General features: G+C 59.9%; 22 protein-coding genes and 1 pseudogene. 10 read left to right on the forward strand and 13 right to left on the reverse strand.

Annotated elements, in window-relative coordinates:
- The first annotated feature begins 43 nt into the window (after positions 1–43).
- Positions 44–652, forward strand: coding sequence for a TetR/AcrR family transcriptional regulator (locus tag AEQ63_RS22830; RefSeq protein ID WP_064364902.1), 609 nt, complete (start codon positions 44–46; stop codon positions 650–652).
- A gap of 244 nt (positions 653–896) precedes the next feature.
- On the forward strand, positions 897–2216 hold the full coding sequence (locus AEQ63_RS22835) for a methyl-accepting chemotaxis protein (protein WP_064364904.1): 1320 nt from the start codon (positions 897–899) through the stop codon (positions 2214–2216).
- 164 nt (positions 2217–2380) lie between these two features.
- On the opposite strand, the gene AEQ63_RS22840 is transcribed toward AEQ63_RS22835, so the two are convergent.
- A complete protein-coding gene (locus AEQ63_RS22840) occupies positions 2381–2707 on the reverse strand; it encodes a DUF2025 family protein (protein ID WP_064364906.1) in 327 nt (108 codons plus the stop codon).
- 220 nt (positions 2708–2927) lie between these two features.
- Between AEQ63_RS22840 and AEQ63_RS22845 the strand changes: the two genes are divergently transcribed.
- Positions 2928–4055: a glycerophosphodiester phosphodiesterase gene (locus AEQ63_RS22845; protein ID WP_064364908.1), complete on the forward strand. Its 1128-nt coding sequence runs from the start codon at positions 2928–2930 to the stop codon at positions 4053–4055.
- Between the two features lie 155 nt (positions 4056–4210).
- Positions 4211–4516, forward strand: a complete 306-nt coding sequence (locus AEQ63_RS22850) for a PepSY domain-containing protein (protein ID WP_042607223.1) — start codon at positions 4211–4213, stop codon at positions 4514–4516.
- A gap of 329 nt (positions 4517–4845) precedes the next feature.
- Here the strand turns inward: AEQ63_RS22850 and AEQ63_RS29375 are convergent, their stop codons facing one another.
- Together AEQ63_RS29375 and AEQ63_RS29380 are read right to left on the reverse strand one after the other, a co-directional pair.
- Positions 4846–5613, reverse strand: coding sequence for a methyl-accepting chemotaxis protein (locus tag AEQ63_RS29375; RefSeq protein WP_442965729.1), 768 nt, complete (start codon positions 5611–5613; stop codon positions 4846–4848).
- 165 nt (positions 5614–5778) lie between these two features.
- Positions 5779–6546, reverse strand: a pseudogene (locus tag AEQ63_RS29380) (methyl-accepting chemotaxis protein); the annotation flags it as partial.
- A 198-nt stretch (positions 6547–6744) separates the two neighbouring features.
- On the opposite strand from AEQ63_RS29380, the gene AEQ63_RS22860 reads away from it, so the two are divergent.
- Positions 6745–7767 carry a transporter gene (locus AEQ63_RS22860; protein WP_042607225.1) on the forward strand — a complete coding sequence of 341 codons (1023 nt, stop codon included), beginning with the start codon at positions 6745–6747 and terminating at the stop codon, positions 7765–7767.
- A gap of 247 nt (positions 7768–8014) precedes the next feature.
- Positions 8015–9628, forward strand: coding sequence for an inorganic phosphate transporter (locus AEQ63_RS22865; protein WP_064364912.1), 1614 nt, complete (start codon positions 8015–8017; stop codon positions 9626–9628).
- Between the two features lie 120 nt (positions 9629–9748).
- Here AEQ63_RS22865 and AEQ63_RS22870 read toward each other — a convergent pair whose 3' ends face one another.
- Positions 9749–10645 (reverse strand): LysR family transcriptional regulator, encoded by an 897-nt coding sequence (locus AEQ63_RS22870; RefSeq protein ID WP_064364915.1) that lies wholly within the window; start codon positions 10643–10645, stop codon positions 9749–9751.
- Positions 10646–10766: 121 nt separating this feature from the next.
- Between AEQ63_RS22870 and AEQ63_RS22875 the strand changes: the two genes are divergently transcribed.
- Positions 10767–11525, forward strand: a complete 759-nt coding sequence (locus AEQ63_RS22875; protein ID WP_064364917.1) for an SDR family NAD(P)-dependent oxidoreductase — start codon at positions 10767–10769, stop codon at positions 11523–11525.
- A gap of 111 nt (positions 11526–11636) precedes the next feature.
- Here the strand turns inward: AEQ63_RS22875 and AEQ63_RS22880 are convergent, their stop codons facing one another.
- Complete coding sequence (locus tag AEQ63_RS22880; RefSeq protein ID WP_064364919.1) at positions 11637–12074, reverse strand: multidrug/biocide efflux PACE transporter; 438 nt, start codon at positions 12072–12074, stop codon at positions 11637–11639.
- A gap of 89 nt (positions 12075–12163) precedes the next feature.
- On the opposite strand from AEQ63_RS22880, the gene AEQ63_RS22885 reads away from it, so the two are divergent.
- Complete coding sequence (locus AEQ63_RS22885) at positions 12164–13018, forward strand: LysR family transcriptional regulator (RefSeq protein ID WP_064364920.1); 855 nt, start codon at positions 12164–12166, stop codon at positions 13016–13018.
- Between the two features lie 233 nt (positions 13019–13251).
- Here the strand turns inward: AEQ63_RS22885 and AEQ63_RS22890 are convergent, their stop codons facing one another.
- Genes AEQ63_RS22890 through AEQ63_RS22900 form a run of 3 tightly spaced genes read right to left on the reverse strand, consistent with a single transcriptional unit; the run spans position 13252 to position 15290 of the window.
- Complete coding sequence (locus AEQ63_RS22890) at positions 13252–14487, reverse strand: RNA polymerase sigma factor (protein WP_064364922.1); 1236 nt, start codon at positions 14485–14487, stop codon at positions 13252–13254.
- Positions 14480–14824, reverse strand: a complete 345-nt coding sequence (locus tag AEQ63_RS22895; protein WP_064364925.1) for a YciI family protein — start codon at positions 14822–14824, stop codon at positions 14480–14482. Before AEQ63_RS22895 ends, AEQ63_RS22890 begins: the two co-directional genes overlap by 8 nt.
- A gap of 40 nt (positions 14825–14864) precedes the next feature.
- A complete protein-coding gene (locus AEQ63_RS22900) occupies positions 14865–15290 on the reverse strand; it encodes a YybH family protein (RefSeq protein WP_064364926.1) in 426 nt (141 codons plus the stop codon).
- 143 nt (positions 15291–15433) lie between these two features.
- On the opposite strand from AEQ63_RS22900, the gene AEQ63_RS22905 reads away from it, so the two are divergent.
- A complete protein-coding gene (locus tag AEQ63_RS22905; RefSeq protein WP_064364929.1) occupies positions 15434–15919 on the forward strand; it encodes a GNAT family N-acetyltransferase in 486 nt (161 codons plus the stop codon).
- Between the two features lie 142 nt (positions 15920–16061).
- On the opposite strand, the gene AEQ63_RS22910 is transcribed toward AEQ63_RS22905, so the two are convergent.
- The 3 genes from AEQ63_RS22910 to AEQ63_RS22920 all read right to left on the reverse strand — a co-directional run bounded on the left by AEQ63_RS22910 (position 16062) and on the right by AEQ63_RS22920 (position 17856).
- Positions 16062–16550, reverse strand: coding sequence for a GNAT family N-acetyltransferase (locus AEQ63_RS22910; protein ID WP_042607235.1), 489 nt, complete (start codon positions 16548–16550; stop codon positions 16062–16064).
- 88 nt (positions 16551–16638) lie between these two features.
- Positions 16639–17124: a GyrI-like domain-containing protein gene (locus AEQ63_RS22915; RefSeq protein WP_064364931.1), complete on the reverse strand. Its 486-nt coding sequence runs from the start codon at positions 17122–17124 to the stop codon at positions 16639–16641.
- A 69-nt stretch (positions 17125–17193) separates the two neighbouring features.
- The gene (locus tag AEQ63_RS22920; RefSeq protein WP_064364933.1) at positions 17194–17856 is read right to left on the reverse strand and encodes a LysE family translocator; all 663 of its coding nucleotides are present in this window, start codon (positions 17854–17856) and stop codon (positions 17194–17196) included.
- Positions 17857–17994: 138 nt separating this feature from the next.
- On the opposite strand from AEQ63_RS22920, the gene alaC reads away from it, so the two are divergent.
- Positions 17995–19212 carry an alanine transaminase gene (alaC, locus tag AEQ63_RS22925; protein WP_064364936.1) on the forward strand — a complete coding sequence of 406 codons (1218 nt, stop codon included), beginning with the start codon at positions 17995–17997 and terminating at the stop codon, positions 19210–19212.
- Between the two features lie 249 nt (positions 19213–19461).
- Here the strand turns inward: alaC and AEQ63_RS22930 are convergent, their stop codons facing one another.
- Positions 19462–20814 carry a GntP family permease gene (locus AEQ63_RS22930; RefSeq protein ID WP_064364939.1) on the reverse strand — a complete coding sequence of 451 codons (1353 nt, stop codon included), beginning with the start codon at positions 20812–20814 and terminating at the stop codon, positions 19462–19464.
- A gap of 82 nt (positions 20815–20896) precedes the next feature.
- Positions 20897–21430, reverse strand: a complete 534-nt coding sequence (locus AEQ63_RS22935) for a gluconokinase (protein WP_064364941.1) — start codon at positions 21428–21430, stop codon at positions 20897–20899.
- Positions 21431–21556 lie beyond the last annotated feature (126 nt).

Below are 21556 nucleotides of genomic sequence, written 5' to 3' on the forward strand. Positions count from 1 at the left end.
ACTGCCGAGTGTAATTTCCTCTCTTTTCTGCCGAAGCCCGCTCATGACCGCTCCACAACGCCTCACCGACCGCAAACGCGAAGCCATCATCCAGGCGGCGATAGCCGAATTCCGTGCCCATGGGTTCGAAATTACCAGCATGGACAAGATCGCCGCCACGGCCGGCGTGTCGAAGCGTACGGTGTACAACCACTTCCCGAGCAAGGAAGAGCTGTTCGCCGAAATCCTCAATCAGCTGTGGGCGCGGATCATTGCCGAGCCATCGGTGCGCTATAACCGCGAGCAACCACTGAGCGAGCAATTGCGGCAAATGTTGCGCGAGAAAGTGCAAATGATGGCCGACGAGAATTTCCTCACCCTCGCGCGGGTCGCAATCGCCGCAACCATTCATTCCCCCGAGCGCGCGCAGAACATGATCGAGCGCATGGGCGAGCGCGAGGAAGGCCTGACTGTCTGGATACGCGAGGCGCAAGCCGACGGCCGGCTCAAACCGGTGGATCCCGAGTTCGCTGCGCATCAGGTGCAAGGTTTGCTCAAGGCGTTTGCATTCTGGCCGCAGATCTCGCTCGGACGCGCAGCCCTTGATCCAGACGCGCAGGACTCGGTTGCCGAGTCGGCGCTGGAGATGTTCCTGGCGCGATATCAACGCTGACTTACTTTGTAGCCGAGGCAGGTCGCGAAACGCGTACAACTAATTTAGCAAAAAGTTATACAAACTCGGCAAAAATTCCTTTCTTGTACAACTTTATGAAGTTTTGTATAAGTAGCCATCTGCCAGTAACGGAACGCTGGCATTGAGCAGTCACCGCCGAAATGCCGCCTGTGCATTTCGGTCTGCCGGCGCAGGAATAGGGACTGAATCCTTTTGATTTTCCCCACTCCCGAGTATCGCAAGCATGTTTTTCAATCGCCACAAAGCCGCCCTCGAAGAACTGCAACACACCGTTTTTGACCAAGCTGCAATGCTCGAAGCGATCAACCGTTCAATGGCGGTGATCGAGTTCGATCTTGATGGCGTGGTGTTGCGTGCCAATGACAATTTCCTCAAGACCATGGGTTACACGGCTGCCCAGGCAATCGGCCAGCCACACCGGCATTTCTGCACGGCGGAATTCGGTAGTAGTGCCCAATACACTGAGTTGTGGTCGCGCCTGAAAAACGGCCAGTTCCAGTCAGGCACTTTTGAAAGGGTCAACAGCAAAGGCCAGCCGATCTGGCTGGAGGCCAGTTACAACCCGATCAAGGATGCATCGGGACGGGTGATCAAAGTGGTCAAGTACGCGATGGATGTCACCAGCAAAGTGCAGCAGGAAAACGAGGCCAACGCCAAATTGCAGGCAATCGATCGCGCGATGGCGGTGATCGAGTTCGACCTCGAGGGCAACATCCTTACCGCCAACCAGAATTTTCTCACGCGCATGGGTTACAACCTCGCGGAGCTCAAGGGCCAGCATCACCGTTTGTTCTGCACCCCGGCGCTGGTCAACAGCGGCGCCTATCAGGATTTCTGGCGACGCCTGAATCAGGGCGAGTTCTTTCACGGTCAGTTCGAACGCGTGGACAAGCGCGGCCAGACCGTGTGGCTGGAGGCCAACTACAACCCGGTGTACGACGCCTCGGGGCGCTTGTACAAAGTGGTGAAGTTCGCTTCGGACGTCACCGCTCGTGTCGAACAACACGAGCAGGATGCGCGCAGTGCCAGCACCGCTTATCACATCTCGGTAGCGACGCGAAAAGTCGCCGAGCAAGGTACGCAAGTGATTCAACAGGCTGCCAGCGAAATGCGCGAAATCGCCGAGGACATCAGCCAATCCTCGACTCTGATTGCGCAACTGGGCGACCGCTCCGAGCAGATCACCGCCATCGTCAACACCATCCGCGCGATTGCCGACCAGACCAACCTGCTCGCGCTGAACGCTGCCATCGAAGCGGCACGCGCCGGTGAACAGGGGCGCGGTTTTGCCGTGGTCGCCGATGAAGTGCGGCAACTGGCGGCGCGCACCAGCGGCTCCACCGCCGAAATTTCCAACATGATCAGTCTGATCCAGAGCGAAACACGGCAGGCGATAAAGAGCATGCAAGGCACTCGCGATCGTGCAGCCGAAGGCGTGGAACTGGCGAATCAGGCTGGCACGGTGATTCTGCAGATTCGTGATGGCGCCAGTGAGGCGGTGGATGCGGTGAGCATGTTTGCCAATGAGCGGGTGCCGGGGTGATGGAGGCTGACATCAGTTCGTGGTTGGGTGGGAATTACGGCTGGAGATGAACCGAGGTGCCTCCTTCGCGAGCAGGCTCGCTCCCACAGGGAGTTTGTGACCGGCGCAGATTCAAGGTGGGAGCGAGCCTGCTCGCGAAGAGGCCCGCAACCACACTACAAACCTCAGCTGCGCACCAGACTCCGCACCGCGACAATCTCCGGCACCTCGACCCTGCTCATATACACCCGCAACGGCTCGGTGATGTTGATGCGCTCGTCGATGTGTTGATCGAGCAGCAACTGAATCAGTTCGCGCTTGAGCGTCATGGTGGTGTCCGATAGCGGTGTCCAGACGAACTCACTGGTCGGAATGATGCCGTCATCGGCCACGTCCATGCCGAACGAATCTTCGCTGAAGCGCACGAGGTATTGGCCGGTCTTGCGGTTGAGGCCGACGAAGCCTTTGAGATTGTCGGCGGCCTGGCAGATGAGTTGGGAGGTGATGCGCATGGTAAACCTCACGAAAGATGATCGATGGTTTACACGCAGGGCAACACAGCGGCGCGCCCTCTGCCGGGGCGTCTGCCGTGGGCAAGCGTACTGCAAACAACGCCACAAAAGTGCAGGAAATTTCCGTTTTGCTCGCTTTATGTCGGTCTGGCGATAGCCCTGCGGCGCTTCAATTGTTAAAAGGTACGTCTCGAAAAAAACCTGCGAAAGGAACTCGACCATGCCTGCCACTTTTACCCGAAGCGCCCTGGTGCTGAGTCTGTTGTTCGGTCTCGGTCAGGCGCACGCCGACAGCCATCCTGAGCCCAAGGCAATTGCTGCCGCCCATGGCATTCCGCATCCGGCGGTGATCGCCCACCGTGGCGCGTCGTTCGATGCCCCTGAATCCACCGCAGCGGCCTACAAACTGGCCCGTGACCTCGGCGCCGATTACCTGGAAATGGACTTGCAACGCAGCAAGGACGGCGTGCTCTTCGCCCTGCACGACGACAATCTGCAACGCACCACCGACGTCGCCAGCAAATTCCCCGAGCGCAAGGACAGCCCGGCCACCGCGTTCACCATGGCCGAACTGAAAACCCTCGACGCCGGCAGTTGGTTCAACACCAAGTACCCGGATCGCGCGCGCCCGTCTTACGCCGGGCTGAAAATCCTCACCCTTGATGAAATCATCGACATCGCCCGCGCCAACCCGCAACACAAGCCGGGCCTGTACATCGAAACCAAGGAGCCACAGCTGTTTCCCGGCATCGAACATGACCTGAAGGAAAAACTGCAGGATCGCGGCTGGCTCAGTCCGGCCGGTTCGAAACTGGCGAAAAGTGCACTGGGCGTCGGTCAGGGTAAAGGCAAGGTGATCCTGCAAACCTTCGACAAAAACAGCCTGCAACTGCTGGAAAAGGAAATGCCGCAAGTGCCGAAGATCCTGCTGTTGTGGGTCGGCGAAGGCAGCATCGAGCCGAAATCCGGCGTGACGTTTGCCGCGTCCGGTGAAAAGGACAAAAACGTTTTCTACGGCAAGCAGGAGCCAAAATCCGAAGCTGAATTCAAGCAATGGGTCGACTACGCCAAGGCCCAGGGCGCGATCGGCACCGGCCCTTCGGCGAAGCTGACGCATGGCGGTGACCAGAGCTATTCCGATCTGGTGCAACCGTGGATGAATCAGTACACCCACGACCAGGGCATGCTGGTGCACGTTTATACCGTCGATGAGCCGGTGGACTACGAGAAAGTCATGGCGGCGGGTGTCGATGGCATCTTTACCAACCGCGCCAGTGAGCTGTTGAAGTTTTATAAGCGTCCGGCGGTTGGCAGCATTGATGAAGTTTTGAAGAAGAACGGTTTCTGATTAGTTATCGAGTCGTCTGCTTCGCGAGCAGGCTCGCTCCCACAAGAGCGGTTTTCTCGCGAGGCGCAGATTTAAGGGTGAATTAAGTTGCGCTGGTTAATCTGAACCCACTTACACAGCTCAACCACTTCAACGCACTGCCAAGGAATGAACCGATGAAAACTTTGACTGCCCTGTTTACCGCCGCTGCCCTGACTCTTACCGCTGGCCTGGCTCAGGCTGACGTGCGTATCGACCAGATCCCGCAACTGGTCAAGGACGGCAAGATCAAATCGCTGGAGTCGATGAACGAAGCAGCCCTGAAACTGCACCCGGGCGCCACGATTACCGACACTGACCTGGACAATCACTTCAACGGTTATGAGTACGAAGTTGAACTGAAAACTGCTGACGGCAAAGAGTTCGACGTGGACTTTGATGCCACCACCGGTAAAGTGCTGAGCGACAAACAAGATACTTGATAGACCGTTGTTAAAAAGCCGCACGATTTAGGATCGTGCGGTTTTTTTATGATTTGCGTTTGGCTTTGTTGATGAGTTGTCAGTGAAAACCTTACCCCCTCACCCCAGCCCTCTCCCCCTAGGGGGCGAGGGGGAAAGGGAGCAGATCGGGGAAATTTCGGAGCCTGAGTTCGCCTCAAAATTCAAAAGCCATCACAAAGGACTACCAGCCTGAGTTCACCTCGACATCTCAGATCGGCATATCTCGAACAATCAACACGGTCAGGAGAGGGTTAGGGTGAGGGGCAAAAGCCATCACGCCGAAAACACTGACAAACCGCCAGCCAAAATCAGGCACTCAACCGCGCCGTCACTTCATTCAACTGCCCCGACAACCCATGCAGATTCTGACTGGCACTTTCGGTGCGCTGCACGTTGTCCAGATTGGTGCTGGCAATCGCGGTGATTTCCGTCAGGTTGCGCGAGATATCCTCCGCCACCGACGTCTGCTCTTCGGCCGCCGTGGCGATCTGGCGGTTCATGTCGCGGATCGCTTCCACCGCCGAAGTGATGCGCTCCAGCATCGCGCCAGCCTGGGTCACTTGCTCGACACTTTCATCACTGCGTGCCTGGCCGCTCTCGATAGCATGCGCCGCGTCGACAGCGCCGGTCTGTACGTTTTGAATGATCTGGTTGATCTCGATAATCGACTCCGCCGTGCGCTGGGCGAGGTTGCGCACTTCATCGGCCACCACCGCGAAACCGCGCCCGGCCTCACCGGCCCGTGCCGCTTCGATGGCCGCGTTGAGTGCCAGCAGATTGGTCTGTTCGGCGATGCCGCGAATCACTTCCAGCACCTTGCCGATTCGACCGCTGTCGGTTTCGAGGCGACGGATCACCGTGGCCGTGTTGGCGATTTCACCGCGCATCTGTGTGATGGAATGGATTGTGGTTTGCATGACCTTTTCGCCCTGCTGCGCCGACTGATCGGCATCGTCGGCAGCACGCGCGGCATCAGCGGCGTGGCGGGCGACTTCCTGGGCGGTGGCGGACATTTCATTCATCGCCGTGGCCACCTGATCGGTGCGGTTGAATTGCTCGTTGGTGCCGCCGGCCATGGTCGTGGCAATGGCATTGAGCTCGCCGCTGGCGCTGTCCAGATTGCTGGCGCTGCGCTGCAACCGAGTGAAGGTGTCGGCAAGGAAATCGCGCAGGGTGTTGGCGGCGGCGGCGAGGTTGCCCAGCTCATCGCGGCGCTCGCTGACTACACGTTCGGCCAACTGGCCACGGCTCAAGCGAGTGACGTAATCGATGAGGTTGCGGATCGGCTCGATCAGGTTGCGGCTGACCAGCCACAGGCTCAGCAACCCGATCAGCAAGCCTGACCCGAGCATCACCAGAAGCCCCAGCCACACGGTGCGCTCAGCGCTGGCACTGATCAGCGCCGATTGCTCGGTGCCCTGCTGGCGCAACTCGGCGACCAGCGCACTCATTTGCTCACTGGTGGCGCGGTCGACGCCTTTGACCGCTGCGTCGCCGGCGCTCGGCTCACCACCGGCTGCCACGTAGGCATCACGGCCCTTCTGGTAGGCAGCACCCAACTGGCGATGCTCTTCGCGCAAACGTTCGATGCGTGATTTCAGATTTGTCTCGATGCCTTTCTGGCCGGCCAGTTCGCCGAGAATGTTCTGCACGTCGCGCTGACGCTCTTCGAACTGGCTCCAGTATTTCGCCAGATCCGCCGGTTGCTTGCCGCGCAACAGGACGTTTTTCCACTCTTGCACCTGCACCTTGAACTGCAGGTTGGCTTCATCGATCAGTTGCGAAGTGTGCAACGGGCCGGCGATCAACTGGCTGTAGCTTTGCACGCCGTTGGAAAGGAAATGAAAGCAGGCCAGCGCGATCAACAGTATCGCCAGCAGACTGCCGCTCAGCAGGGCGAGGATTTGCGCTCTCAGGGATTTTTGCAGCATTGCAAGGTACTCGAAGCAGGGATGAGGCACGCCCGAACGGACGTGGAAATTGGCCGGACTTCCCTGTCGACACACCATGACTGAAAGCCAATGGCGCGCAACCTAACTCACCTCGGATCGGCGCGCCAGAGCGCTTCTTGAGAATCTTCCGACAGTCGGTAACGCATTGATTTGACGTCATTTCACTGTCACAAAACGGTCATGTGAGCTTGCGATGATGCCGCTCAGGTGAACCTGAAAATCCCGCACCAGACACCCTCCTCCCAGCGAGCCGCCATGAACCATAGCCTCGATATCAGCCATCGCGATTCGGATCTGTTTGGCCTGCTCTACGGCTTTCGCTTCCTGCCCGGTGAGCGCGGTCGCGAGATCGATTCGGCGACGGCTTTGCGCTGTTTGCAGGACGACAGCGACAGCGGCGAATTCCTCTGGCTGCACCTGAACCTGGCCCATGCTGCGTGCGAGCGCTGGATGAAAAGTCATCTGCAATTGCCCGACGAATTTTTCGAGGCGTTGCATGAGGGTTCGCGTTCGACGCGCATCGAGCATGTCGACTCGGCGCTGCTGGCGGTGGTCAACGATGTGGTGTTCAACCTCAGCAGCATGGTCTCCTCGGACGTGTCGACGCTGTGGGTCTGCGTGCGCAGCAAATTGATCGTCAGCGCACGCCTGCAACCGCTGCACTCGGTGGATAAATTGCGCTCGTCGGTGAAGGCCGGAGAGTGCTTTCGTTCGCCCTCGGAGTTGCTCGTGCACCTGCTGCGCGATCAGGGCGAAGTGCTGACACAGATCGTGCGCAAGACCAGCCTTAGCGTCGATCTGGTCGAGGACCAATTGCTTTCCTCGCGCCTGTCGACCAACCGCGCCGAGCTTGGCGCGAATCGCCGCGTGCTGGTGCGCCTGCAACGGCTGCTGGCACTGGAGCCGGGTTCGCTGCTGCGCCTGCTCAACCGCCCGCCGCCGTGGTTGCAGAAGGAGGACGTCAAGGAGTTGCGCAAATCCACCGAGGAGTTTGCGCTGATCATCAATGACCTGACTGCCCTCGGCGAGCGGATCAAATTGCTGCAGGAAGAAATCGCCGCCAACCTCAACGAACAGAGCAACCGCACGCTGTTCACCCTGACCGTGGTGACGGTGCTGGCCTTGCCCATCAACATCATTGCCGGTTTTTTCGGCATGAATGTCGGCGGTGTGCCGCTGTCGCAGGACCCGCACGGGTTTTGGGTGCTGGTTGCGCTGGTGGCGACGTTCACGGTGATCGCCGGGCGCTGGGCGTTCCGCAAGCGTGGGGATTATTGAGCGCAAATCCCACACACAAGACAGTCGTCCCTGTGGGAGCGAGCCTGCTCGCGAAGTCGGTGTGTCAGATAAATCAATGTTGAATGACAGGGCGCTTTCGCGAGCAGGCTCGCTCCCACAGGTTTCTTCTTCAGCCTTCGGATCAGCGGCGGGCTTGAACGCCCAAACACTGACCTGACGCAGTCTCTCTGTAACATTCTGCAACGATCATGGGCGACATTCCTTCCCTCGCTCAGGATTGTCCGCCATGGCCACGCCCTCACTGACCGCCAGCCCTGCGTCCGCCGCCAGTGGCAGACCGGCGCTCGACAAGAAAACCGGTCCGTTCACCTACGTCATCTTTTTCGCCGTGCTCGCCATGGGCATGCTGTTTACCGCTTACAGCCTGATGCACGACATGCACGAACTCGGCACGGTGGTCACCACCTGGACGCCGTTCCTGTTGCTCGGCGTGGCGTTGCTGATCGCGCTGGGATTCGAGTTCGTCAACGGCTTCCACGACACCGCCAACGCCGTCGCGACAGTCATCTACACCCACTCGCTGCCGCCGAATGTCGCGGTGGTCTGGTCGGGGTTCTTCAATTTCCTCGGGGTGCTGCTGTCGAGCGGTGCGGTGGCGTTCGGCATCATTGCGCTGTTGCCGGTGGAGCTGATTCTGCAGGTCGGCTCGTCCGCCGGGTTTGCGATGATCTTCGCCCTGTTGATCGCGGCGATTCTGTGGAACCTCGGCACCTGGTGGCTGGGCTTGCCGGCGTCGTCTTCGCACACCTTGATCGGCTCGATCATCGGCGTAGGCGTGGCGAATGCCTTGATGCACGGCCGCGACGGTACCAGCGGTGTCGACTGGGCGCAGGCGACCAAGATCGGCTATGCGCTGCTGCTGTCGCCGCTGGTGGGTTTCGGTTGTGCGGCGCTGTTGCTGCTGGCGTTGCGCGCGTTCGTCAAGAACCGTGCGCTGTACAAGGCGCCCGAAGGCAATACTCCACCGCCACTGTGGATTCGCGGTTTGCTAATCGCCACCTGCACCGGCGTGTCGTTCGCCCACGGCTCCAACGACGGCCAGAAAGGCATGGGCCTGATCATGCTGATTCTGGTCGGCACGCTGCCAATGGCCTACGCATTGAACCGGACCATGCCGGAAGAACAAGCGCTGCAATTCGCCGCCGTCGCCCAAGTCACTCAACAAGCGCTGGTGAAAAGTGCACCGCTGCCGGCACCTGCCGATCCGCGCCCGGTCCTTTCGGATTACGTGCGCAGCAAGGAACCCACGCCGCAACTGATCCCCGCCCTCGCCGCCCTGACCGGGCATATCGGCGAGGAAGTCAAAGGTTACGGTTCGCTGGCAAAAGTCCCGGCCGAAGCCATGGGCAACGTGCGCAACGACATGTACCTGGCCAGCGAAAGCATTCGCCTGATGGACAAGAACAAGGTCGGTAACTTCGATGCCGACACCAGCAGCAAACTGCAGCTGTTCAAACAACAGATCGACAACGCCACGCGGTTCATTCCGCTGTGGGTGAAGATCGCCGTGGCCATCGCGCTGGGGCTCGGCACCATGGTCGGCTGGAAGCGCATTGTGGTAACGGTCGGCGAGAAGATCGGCAAGACTCACCTGACGTACGCCCAGGGCGCCTCGGCGGAAACCGTGGCGATGCTGACCATCGGCGCGGCGGACATGTTCGGTTTGCCGGTATCGACAACCCATGTGTTGTCCTCGGGCGTGGCCGGGACCATGGTTGCCAATGGCGCCGGGTTACAGATGCGCACGATCCGTAATCTGTTGATGGCCTGGGTGTTGACGCTGCCAGCGGCCATCCTGCTGTCGGGCAGCCTTTACTGGCTGTTCACCCAAATCTTCTGACCCTGTGCAAATCCCCCTGTAGGAGCTGCCGAAGGCTGCGATCTTTTGCTCTTGTTTTTACAAATCAAAGTCAAAAGATCGCAGCCTTCGGCAGCTCCTACACAGGGTTGCATTCCCAAGTCAGAGCGTTGAGCGGACCACGTCGCCGAGCCAATCCATAAACACCCGCACCCGCAGCGGCAAATGCCGTTGTCGCGCATACAACAAGGAAATCGCCATCGGCGGTGCGGTGTATTGCGCGAGCAAGGTCACCAGTTCGCCGTTTTCCAGATGCGGCTGCATGCCGGTGCGCGGCAGCTGCGTCAGGCCGAAGCCACCCAGGCACGCCGCTTCGTAGGCATCAGTGCTGTTGACCGTGACACTGCCGGCCATCGCCACGCGCCGCACCTCACCGTCCTCCTCATAGACAAACCCTTCCGAACGCGAGCCCAGTACGCCGACGTAATGCACCAGCCGATGCTGTGCCAGATCTTCCAGGGTCTGCGGCACGCCGTAACGTTGCAGATAATCCGGGCTGGCGCAGTTGACCATCGTGAAATCGCCCAAGTGCCGGGCGACCACCGACTGATCCGGCTGCGCGCCGATGCGCAACACGCAGTCGAAACCCTCGCTCAGCAGATCGACACGGCGATCGGTGCTGCTGATTTCCATCTGCAGATTCGGGTGGCGATCCATGAATTCCGGCAGGCGCGGCATGATCAACCGTCGCGCGAGAATGTTCGGCATGTCGACCCGGATGCGCCCGGTCAGCGAAGCCTCATCCTGACGGAACAGCCCTTCGATCTCGTCCATGTGCGAAAGCAGATCCTTGCTGCGTTCATACAACACCAGGCCGTCCTGGGTCGCCTGCACCTTGCGCGTGGTGCGCTGCAACAGCCGCGTACCGAGCAAGGCTTCGAGTGCCTGCACCTGCTCGGACACCGTGGAGCGCGGCAGGCCGAGGCTTTCACCGGCGAGGGTGAAACTCGACAGTTCGCTGACCCGGACGAAGGTACGCAGCAGTTCCAGTTTGTTCATCACAGGCCTCGGTGATTGTTCGGCTGAGCCGATCAGTGATTCCGCTTTTGCCGTGTTTATCACCTCAGAGCGGATAAATAAACTTCTTCCATCCCCACTCAACGCAATCGAGGAAGTCCGCATGAATCGCAAAATCGCACTGATCACCGGCGCCAGTCGCGGCCTGGGCCGCAGCGCCGCCCTGCATCTCGCCGCGCAAGGCATCGACATCATCGGCACCTACAACAGCCGCGCCGACGAGGCGCAGAATCTGGTCATAGAGCTACAGGCACTCGGCGCGAAAGCGGCAATGCTGCAACTGGACGTCGGCCACAGCGAACACTTTGCCGCGTTCGCCGCGCAGGTTGCACAAGTACTGGAGCAGACCTTTGAGCGGCAGCGCTTTGATTTCCTCATCAACAATGCCGGGATCGGCGTGCATGCGCTGTTCAGCGAAACCACCCCGGAGCAGTTCGATCTGCTGATGAACGTGCAACTGAAAGGGCCGTTCTTTCTGACTCAGCAACTGCTGCCGCAGATCAACGACGGTGGGCGCATCGTCAATATTTCCAGCGGCCTGACCCGCTTCAGCCTGCCGGGTTACGGCGCCTACGCGGCGATGAAAGGCGCGATGGAAGTGCTGACCCGTTATCAGGCGAAGGAGCTTGGCGCGCGGCAGATTGGCGTGAACATTCTGGCGCCGGGTGCGATTGAAACCGATTTTGGTGGCGGTACGGTGCGCGACAACAGCGCTGTCAACGCGATGGTCTCGAGCAACACCGCGCTGGGTCGCGTCGGCCAACCAGACGATATTGGCGGAGCATTGGCGCTGCTGCTGTCACCGGGTGGACAGTGGATCAACGGTCAGCGGGTCGAGGCATCCGGCGGCATGTTTCTCTAACTGCAAACACCGAATCTGTAGGAGCTGCGGAACGCTGCGATCTTTTGACTTTGATTTTTAAAAACAAGATCAAAAGATCGCAGCGTTCCGCAGCTCCTACAGGGATCGGCGTTAGCTTTCATAGGCGCGGCGCGCCATGAAGCGCTCGCGCAGGACGTCGTAACCCCAGTGGTAGACATAGGTGTACGGCAGGAAAAACAGCAGCACGCCGATGTCGAGTAACAACGCCTGCCACAGGCTGACCGACAGCCACCAGGCAATCAGCGGCACGCCCATCACGATCAGTCCGCCTTCGAATAACAGCGCATGCACCACCCGCACCCAGGCGTTGTGCGCCATGTTCATCCGCGCCAGAGCACGGTCGAAAAATCGGTTGAACACCACGTTCCATGCCAGCGCCAACATCGCAATCAGTACGGTCACGGCCCCCATGTCGAGCAGAGGTTTTTGCATGATCCACGCCAGCAGCGGTGTGCAGATGAGGATGGCGAGAAATTCGAACCCGACAGCCTGGAAAACGCGTTCGGTGATGGACTTGTGGACAGTCATGGCCTGACTCCTTGTTTGACGATGGTTGCCATGATCCAACCGATTCCCGATACTTCACAATCAATAACCATCGATCAAGGCGATAGTTCATGGCTTCGCAGGAAGTGCTGTTGGCGTTTGTACAGGCGGCGACGCAAGGCTCGTTTTCCGCCGCTGCGCGTAAGTTGGGGCGCAGTCAGTCGACCATCAGCGCAGCGGTTGCCAGTCTGGAAATCGATCTGGATTTGCAACTGTTTGACCGCAGCAGCCGCAAACCCACGCTCACCCCCGCCGGCCACGTCATGCTGCAGAAAGCCGAAGCGATTCTGGCCGCCACCAGTCGCCTGGAGATGAGCGCACGGCAATTGGCGCAAGGCGTCGAGCCGAAGCTGACCGTGGCGATTTCCGATACCTATCAGTCGTATCGTTTCGAGGCGGCACTGGTGAGTTTCGAGCAGCGATATCCAGAGCTGGAGCTGGAATGCCTGATTGCCGAATGCGATGACCTGATCGAACTGGTCCAGCGCGGCAGGGCGCATCTGGCCTTCGCGGAAATGCAGGATAACTACCCGCCGGATCTGGTCACCTCGACCGTCGCCGAGCGCACGGAGATCGCCCTGTTCGTCAGCCGCGAGCATCCGTTGGCCAAGCTTGAGCATGTCGACCAGCAGATCCTTGAGCAACATCGCGAGTTGCGCCTGGCGACCATCGTCAATCCCTATGACAGCCGTGGCAAAGGCCGGGTGTGGTCGGCGCCGAGTTATCTGATGCTGCTGGAAATGGCGGAAAAGGGATTTGGCTGGGCGCCATTGCCGAGGTGGCTGGTGCAGCGCTATGCCAATGATTTGCTGATTGAAGTGGACGTGCGCGGCTGGCCGAAACCGGTATTTGTCGATGCCTTGTGGTCGCGCTTGTATCCGCCGGGGCCGGCGGGGAGCTGGTTGTTGAGCAAGATGCTCGAATAAAGCTGCCAAGATCAAAAGCCCCTCACCCCAGCCCTCTCCCGGAGGGAGAAGGAGCCGACCGAGGTGTCTGGCGTTATGCATCGACCTGAAAAACCTTATCGATTATGGATTCAAGACAATTCGTTCAAGTCGGTGAATCTCTCCAATATCCCCCAATCAGTCCCCTCTCCCTCTGGAAGAGGGTTAGGGTGAGGGCAATCCACAGGCCGCCCACCGTCGCGAGAGCGCCAAGATCAGGGCATTTCCAGCGCCTTGATCCGTCCTCGAATAAACCGCCGCTCCGGCTCCTGCCGCGTCAACTCCAGCGCCCGCTGATACGCAGCCTGCGCCTCCTCTACCCGCCCCAACTGCCGGCAAAACTCCGCCCGCGCCGAATGCGCCAGGTGGTAATCCTGCAACTCGCCTCGGGCCAAAATCCCTTCTATCAATGACAACCCGGCCAACGCTCCATCACGCTTGGCCACCGCCACTGCCCGGTTCAGCTCGATCACCGGCGAGGGCACCGCGCGCAGCAAGACATCGTACAGCCCGACAATCTGCCGCCAGTCGGTTTCCGCCGCCGAAGGCGCTTCCGCATGCACCGCTGCAATCGCCGCCTGCAGGCAATACGGCCCGAAGCGTCGTGTACTCAGCGCGCGCTCGACCAGCGCGCAGCCTTCAGCCATCAACCCGGCATCCCACAACGCGCGATCCTGATCGTCGAGCAGCACCAGCTCACCGCTCGGCGAGGTGCGTGCCGGCCGGCGTGATTCGTGCAGCAGCATCAGCGCCAGCAGGCCCGTGACTTCCGGTTCCGGCAGCAACTCCATCAACAAGCGCCCCAGCCGAATCGCTTCGCGCGTCAGATCCTCGCGGGTCAGCTCGGCGCCAACCGAGGCCGAATAGCCTTCGTTGAACACCAGATAGATCACCCGCAGCACGCTGTCGAGGCGCTCGGGCAATTCGTTCAGCGTAGGCACTTGATAAGGGATTTTCGCGTCGCGGATCTTGGCTTTCGCGCGCACGATGCGCTGGGCAATCGCCGCCGGCGCCGAGAGAAAAGCACGGGCGATTTCTTCGGTGGTGAGGTCGCAGACTTCGCGCAAGGTCAGCGGCACTTGCGCATCCGCCGCCAGGGCCGGGGGGCAGCAGGTGAAGATCAGCCGCAAGCGATCATCTTCCACGTCCTCGCCACTCCAGTCAGCCTGTTCCAGCTCGTCGAGTTGCGCCAGCAGCAGCGGTTGCGAGGCCTTGAACCGCGCGCGCCGACGCAACACATCGATGGCTTTGAATCGTCCGGTCGAGACCAGCCAGGTGCGCGGGTTGTCCGGCGCGCCGTCGCGCTGCCAGCGCTCGACCGCGACGAAGAACGCCTCGTGCAAGGCTTCTTCGGCGAGGTCAAAATCACCAAGCAGGCGGATCAGCGTCGCCAGGATCCGCCGCGAATCCTCGCGGTAGACCTGCTCGACCCGCGCCCGGACGTCAGACATTCAACTGCCGCACCGGGCGCACTTCAACGCTGCCGACCCGGGCAGCCGGGATGTTGCCGGCGACCTGAAGCGCTTCGTTGAGATCCTTGGCATCGATCAGGTAGAAACCGGCCAGTTGCTCCTTGGTTTCAGCGAAAGGCCCGTCGGTGATCGACAACTTGCCGTTGCGCATCCGTACGGTGGTTGCGGTCTCTACCGACTCCAGCGCTTCGGCGGCGATCATCCGCCCGCTGCCCTGCACCGACTCGGCGTAGGCCGAGCATTCGGCGTCCTCGGGACTGTCGGGCGAGGAGTGCAACAGGCGTTCATCGCTGTAGACCAGGCATAGGTATTTCATGGCGATCTCCTGATTCGAACGGATCAACTATGGCTGAAGATCAGGGGGTCACATCGAACAGCGTCGCGCCGCTCATCGGATCGAACGGTGCCGACCAGTGCTCGTGAGCGATCTTCCACGCCCCGCCGATTTGGCGGTAACAGGCGGTAACCCGCATCCAGCAGCTCTGGGTTTCGCCCTTGTCATTGGTGCCGCCGCAGTTGGCCACCCAGTGGGCGAAGGCAATGTTGTCGGCGCTTTCGATGGCGATTTCGTGGAACTCGAAGATGTGCGGGCCGGGGCACATTTCCATGCACTCGACCCAGTGCGCACGGTAGGCCGCTTTGCCCTTGAATTGCAGGGCCTTGATCGCATCGAACGAGACAATGTCGTCGGCGTACAAGGCCATGACTTTTTCGACATCCTTGGCCATCACCGCTTCGCGATAGCTGTTGATCAGAGTCTGGATATCAGTCTGTGCGCTCATGGTGTTCTCCGTGGTTTTTTGTTGTGAAGACACCCTTAGTCGTTTGCCCTTTGCGCGGATCGACAGGGCAAACAAAAAAATTTCGCTGACGACAATATCGCTAGAATCCGAGGCTCACTCTTTGTAGGAAAAAGGAAATTCCCGTGTCAGCCCAACTCGTGCCGTACGACAGCCTCAGCCCTTTGCAGCGTCAGCAAGTCGAGGCTATTGAAATCCACCCCGAGCAGATCAAATTCTCCGGCGACATCCACGGTGCCTTGCACACCCTGCTGTCGAAACCCGGCCCAGGCGTGAAGGGTTTTGCCCTGCTGGCGGACGACGTGCCGGTGGCGTTTCTGCTCCTCAAGCGCCCGCCTGTGTTGCCCGACTGGGCCGACGAACACAGCGCCACGTTGCATGCCTTGCAGGTCGATCGCCGCGCCCAGGGCAAGGGCTACGGCAAGGCTTGTCTGCAAGCACTGCCCGCCGTCGCGCGTGAAGCATGGCCGGAGATCAAGGGGCTGGAATTGTCGGTGGACGCCGATAACGAAGCGGCGATTGCGCTGTATGCCAGGCATGGCTACGTCGACAGCGGCGAAGCGTACAAGGGACGGATTGGGTACGAGCGGCGGATGGGGCTGGTTTTCTGAGTATCCAGAAACTCTCTGCTGACACGCCACGATCCTCTGTAGGAGCTGCCGAAGGCTGCGATCTTTTGATCCTCAGCTTTTTAACAGCAAGATCAACAGATCGCAGCCTTCGGCAGCTCCTACAGTTGCGATCGGTGTTGGTTTAGAGCGTCAGGATCATCTCGTGCCACGCCATGCCGCCATGGTCGGACTCGGACGGTTTGATGTAGGCAAAACCAAACCCGGCATACAGTGCAATGTGCTGTTCCTTGCACATCAGATGAATCGTCGCTTTGTCCATTCCGCGCATGCGCTCGATGAATTCCCCGAGCAGGCGCTTGGCCAGGCCCTGCCCCTGGTAATCCGGGTGCACCACCACCGACATGATCACCACGTTCGGGCCTTTCGGGTCGTGGCCGATCAGTTCCTTGAAGGCCTCGTCGGACATCTGCACGTCGAACGCCGCGCCGGAATTGATGAAACCGGCAACCACGCCGTCTACTTCGGCGACGATGAAGCCGTCCGGCCAAGTGGCAATGCGCGTGGCGATCTTCTCGCGGGTGGCGGCTTCGTCGCCTTCATAGGCAACGGTTTCGATGGCGTAGCAGCGCTCGAGGTCGGCGGCGCTGACGTTGCGGATCACGGTGTTCATGGCAACTCGAAAATCTGTGGAAACAAGGCCCGCCAGCATAAAGCACAACCACCGGGGCGGACATGCTCCGCCTCGATTCGAACGCCGGTCAGGCCTTGATCGGCAGCCAGATTTCCAGGGTGCCGGTGTTGAGCTTCGGGTTGTAATCGTCGCTGTAGCGCTCGAATTCCGGCGCATCCGCCGCTTCGTAACCGGACTGCGGCAGCCAGGTTTTCCAGATGTACTGGAAGGTGTCGGGGAGTTGCGTCAGGGGCCCTTTGTGCTCGAACACCGCATACTCCTGCGGCTGGATTTCAACCCAGCGGTACTGCTCCGACAGGTCATCGAGCTTGTCGATCTGCACGCCAGCGATGTACTCGAAACCGCCCTCGCCGTCCGCGTTGCAGCAAACGCCGTAGGTCACTTCGTTGACCTGCGCAGGGATTTTTCCCAGGTGCGGGATAAGCTTTTCCCACAGCCTTGGAATGTCTCCAGTGGTTTCCTGAGTGAATCGCCCACCGAAACCGGCAATCAGCAGAAATTGCCCGTGTTCGAAGCGAGGTTCGGCTATTTCGACGCGTGTCTGTTCATCCATGACGCGGCTCCTCAGAACGGAAAAGTGGGTTCGGCTGGGAGTATAGAAAGGCCGACCCGTTTCGCACGTTTACAGCGCATGCAACTGCTCGACGGCGCCCGATCCGACAAACTCGTTATAGCCAGATACGATCACGTACACCGCGAAATAGCAGAAGATCGCCGCAGATGCCATGTAGGAGTAGCGCATAAGCTTGTCGCCCAGCAACTTGCCGCCGTGGCTGGCGGCGAAGCACAAACCGGCCGACCACAGCAGCCCGGCGCAGAGAAAACCGCCCAGAAACAGCGCCGAACTCAACGGACCACCGCCACCGGATCGAGCGATCAACGTGCCGCCGACCGCAGCAAACCAGAGAATCGCGCTTGGCGACGACATGGCGAGAAAGATGCCGCGAAAGAATTCCTTGCGATGGGAGTTCTGCCCCACCTCGGCCGTCTCCGCCAGCAGCGCTTCGTGATGAATCGCCGAGTAGATCATCTTCGCCGCGAAGTAGATCAGCAGCGCCGAACCGCCAATCCACAGGACCCAGCGCACGCTTTCGTATTGCAGCAAAACGGTCATGCCGGCCAAGGCCAGCACCGCGTAAATCAGGTCGCCGACGCAGGTGCCCAGGCCGAGGGCGAAGCCCTGAAAGTAGCCGCGCTGCATGGCCAGGGTGATCATCGCGATGTTGGCCACGCCGATATCCAGGCACAGCGAAAGGCTCAGCAGGAAGCCGCTGGTGAATTCCATTGACCGATTTTCCTTGAAAAAAATGTTTACAACCGCGCTGGACAGTATGCCATCACTGCCCTTATCTTCCGCCACAGGTCACCGCAGTGACCAGCGTCGCTCGGACGGTTCCGGGCGCTTACGTTATCCGAGGCAACAATGGCCGAACAAGGTTCGCCGCGCCGCTTTGCGCGCATAGATCGACCCCCCCCTTACGTTTTCAACATCACCGCCGAGCTGAAGATGGCCGCTCGCCGCCGTGGTGAAGACATCATCGACCTGAGCATGGGCAATCCCGACGGCGCCACACCGCCGCACATTGTCGAAAAACTCGTGCAGGTCGCCCAACGTGAAGACACCCACGGTTACTCGACGTCCAAGGGCATTCCGCGCCTGCGCCGGGCGATTTCCAACTGGTACAAGCAGCGCTACGAAGTCGATATCGACCCGGAAAGCGAAGCCATCGTCACCATCGGTTCCAAGGAAGGCCTGGCGCACTTGATGCTGGCGACTCTGGATCAGGGCGACACCGTACTGGTGCCGAACCCGAGCTACCCGATTCACATTTACGGCGCGGTGATTGCCGGCGCTCAGGTGCGGTCGGTGCCGCTGGTGCCGGGGGTGGATTTCTTCGATGAGCTGGAGCGGGCGATTCGCGGCTCGATCCCCAAGCCGAAAATGATGATCCTCGGCTTCCCGTCGAACCCGACGGCGCAGTGCGTGGAGCTGGATTTCTTCGAACGGGTGATCGCCCTCGCCAAGCAGTACGACGTGCTGGTGATTCACGATCTGGCTTACGCCGACATCGTCTACGACGGCTGGAAAGCGCCGTCGATCATGCAAGTGCCGGGCGCCAAGGACATCGCGGTGGAATTTTTCACCCTGTCCAAGAGCTACAACATGGCCGGCTGGCGCATCGGTTTCATGGTCGGTAATCCGGAACTGGTCAACGCTCTGGCGCGGATCAAGAGCTACCACGACTACGGCACTTTCACCCCGCTGCAAGTTGCGGCGATTGCTGCGCTCGAAGGCGACCAGCAGTGCGTGCGCGACATCGCCGAGCAGTATCGCCAGCGGCGTAACGTGCTGGTCAAGGGCCTGCATGAATTGGGCTGGATGGTCGAGAATCCAAAGGCGTCGATGTATGTGTGGGCGAAGATTCCCGACGCATATGCGCATCTGGGCTCGCTGGAATTTGCCAAGAAACTGCTGGCCGAGGCCAAGGTCTGCGTGTCGCCGGGGGTGGGTTTTGGCGAGTACGGTGACGACCACGTACGCTTCGCCCTGATCGAAAACCAGGACCGCATTCGTCAGGCAGTGCGCGGGATTCGCGGGATGTTCCGCGCGGATGGCTTAGTCGCAAAAACTGGCGGCTAACACAGTACCTGCAGAAGAACCCTTATGTGGCGAGGGAGCTTGCTCCCGCTGGACTGCGCAGCAGGCCCAAATCCTGCAATCGCGGTCTGTCTGATTCACTGGGTGCAGAGGTTTTTACGACTGCTGCGCAGCCGAGCGGGAGCAAGCTCCCTCGCCACAACATCCGTGTTACCACAGATTTTTTACCCACAAAAAAACCGCATCACTGCGGTTTTTTTGTGCCTGCGCTTTCTTTAAACAAAGAACAGCTTAAACGAACAGCGACAACAGCAGGATAAAGCCCAGGGCCACCACCGACAGAATGGTTTCCATCGCGGTCCAGGTCTTGAAGGTTTCGGCCACGGTCATGTTGAAGTACTGCTTGACCAGCCAGAAACCGGCATCGTTGACGTGGGACAGGATCAGCGAACCGGCACCGGTGGCCAGCACCAGCAGCTCACGGTTGACGCCCGGAATCATGCCGACGACCGGCACAACGATACCGGCGCCGGTGATGGTCGCCACCGTCGCGGAACCGGTGGCGATACGAATCACCGCCGCCACCAGCCACGCCAGCAGGATCGGCGAGATCTGTGCGCTGACCGCCATGTGGCCGATCACATCACCCACGCCGCTGGTCACCAACATCTGCTTGAAGCCACCGCCAGCACCGATGATCAGAATGATCGCGGCGGTTGGCGCCAGGCTTGCGTCGAGCCATTTGAGCATCTGGTTGGAACCGATGCCCTGCTTGTAGCCGAAGGTGTACAGCGACAGCAGCAGCGCCAGCAGCAATGCGGAGATCGGGTGACCGATCATGTCCATCCAGATGCGGAAGAAATTGCCGTCCGGCAGCGCCACGTCAGCGAAGGTTTTCAGCAGCATCAGGAACACCGGAAGCAGCACGGTGACCAGGGTGATGCTGAAGCTCGGCAGGTTGGCCGAATCGTTTTCGCGGGCCAGTTGATCGACCAGTTCCTGATTCGGGTGACCGGGAATGTGCTTGGCGATGAACGTACCGAAGATCGGACCGGCAATGATGGCGGTCGGCAGCGCGACGATCAGGCCATAGAGAATGGTCTTGCCGATGTCAGCGCCGAACACGCCGATGGCCAGCAGCGGGCCCGGGTGCGGTGGCACCAGACCGTGCACAGCGGACAGGCCGGCGAGCAGCGGAATACCGATCTTGATGATCGATACGCCAGTGCGGCGGGCAACGATGAACACCAGCGGAATCAGCAGCACGAAGCCGATTTCGAAGAACAGCGGAATGCCCACCAGGAACGCGGCGAACATCATTGCCCACTGCACCTTGTCCTTGCCGAAGGCGCGGATCAGGGTCTGGGCGATCTGATCGGCGCCGCCGGATTCGGCCATCATCTTGCCGAGCATGGTGCCCAGGGCGAGGATGATGCCGACGAAACCGAGTACGCCACCGAAGCCATCCTGGAACGCCTTGATGATGGTGTTGATCGGCATGCCGGAAGTCAGGCCGAGGAACGCGGCGGCGATGGTCAGGGCGATAAAGGGGTGAATCTTGAACTTGGTGATCAGGATAATCAGGCCGATTACCGTGACCACCGCATCGAGCAGCAGGAACGTCTCGTGGGACATGCCAAACATGGGGGGTGTCTCCTGGATTGTTGTTGTTATTAAAGCGGGTTGAACAGAAGTCGGGAGGACAGCGCTGTCTTTTTCAACATACTCATACCGCCTGTTTCAGGCCGTTGGCCTGCCACCAGACGTGAGCCTGGGACGCCAGTTGTTCAACGCTATGGACCGAAGCATTCAGGGCCAGGGTCAGGGGCTCGCCTACTGGCGATTCGAGAGTGGCGAACTGGCTTTCGATCAACGTCGCCGGCATGAAGTGGCCCGGGCGGTGCGATACACGCTCGGCGGCGACTTCCGGGGTCAATTCAAGAAACACGAAGCCCAGGCCCGGCAAGGCGCTGCGCAGACGTTCGCGATATCTGTGTTTAAGGGCCGAGCAGGTCAACACCGGGCGCTGGCCTTTGGCATCGACGCGACGCAGTTCATCGCACAGGCTGTCGAGCCAGCCGGCACGGTCTTCGTCGTTCAGGGGGATCCCCGCGCTCATCTTTTCGATGTTCGCGGCCGGATGGAAAGTATCGCCTTCAATGGCAGTGGCGCCGCTCAAATGGCACAGGGCCTGGCTGACGCACGTCTTGCCGCAACCGGCAACGCCCATGATGACCAGGGCGGTGATGGGATGACTCATATAACACCTCAGCGCGCAGACAGCGCTACCTTTGCTAGCTATGACTCTAGTGCACAGGCAGAAGTTGCCGACGCCTTCTTGTCGTTTTTTTGGGTTGCAGCAGGTTTGTTCCCGATACCAAAGCGC

The organism is Pseudomonas sp. RIT-PI-o, assembly GCF_001297215.1.
GTDB lineage: Bacteria > Pseudomonadota > Gammaproteobacteria > Pseudomonadales > Pseudomonadaceae > Aquipseudomonas > Aquipseudomonas moraviensis_A.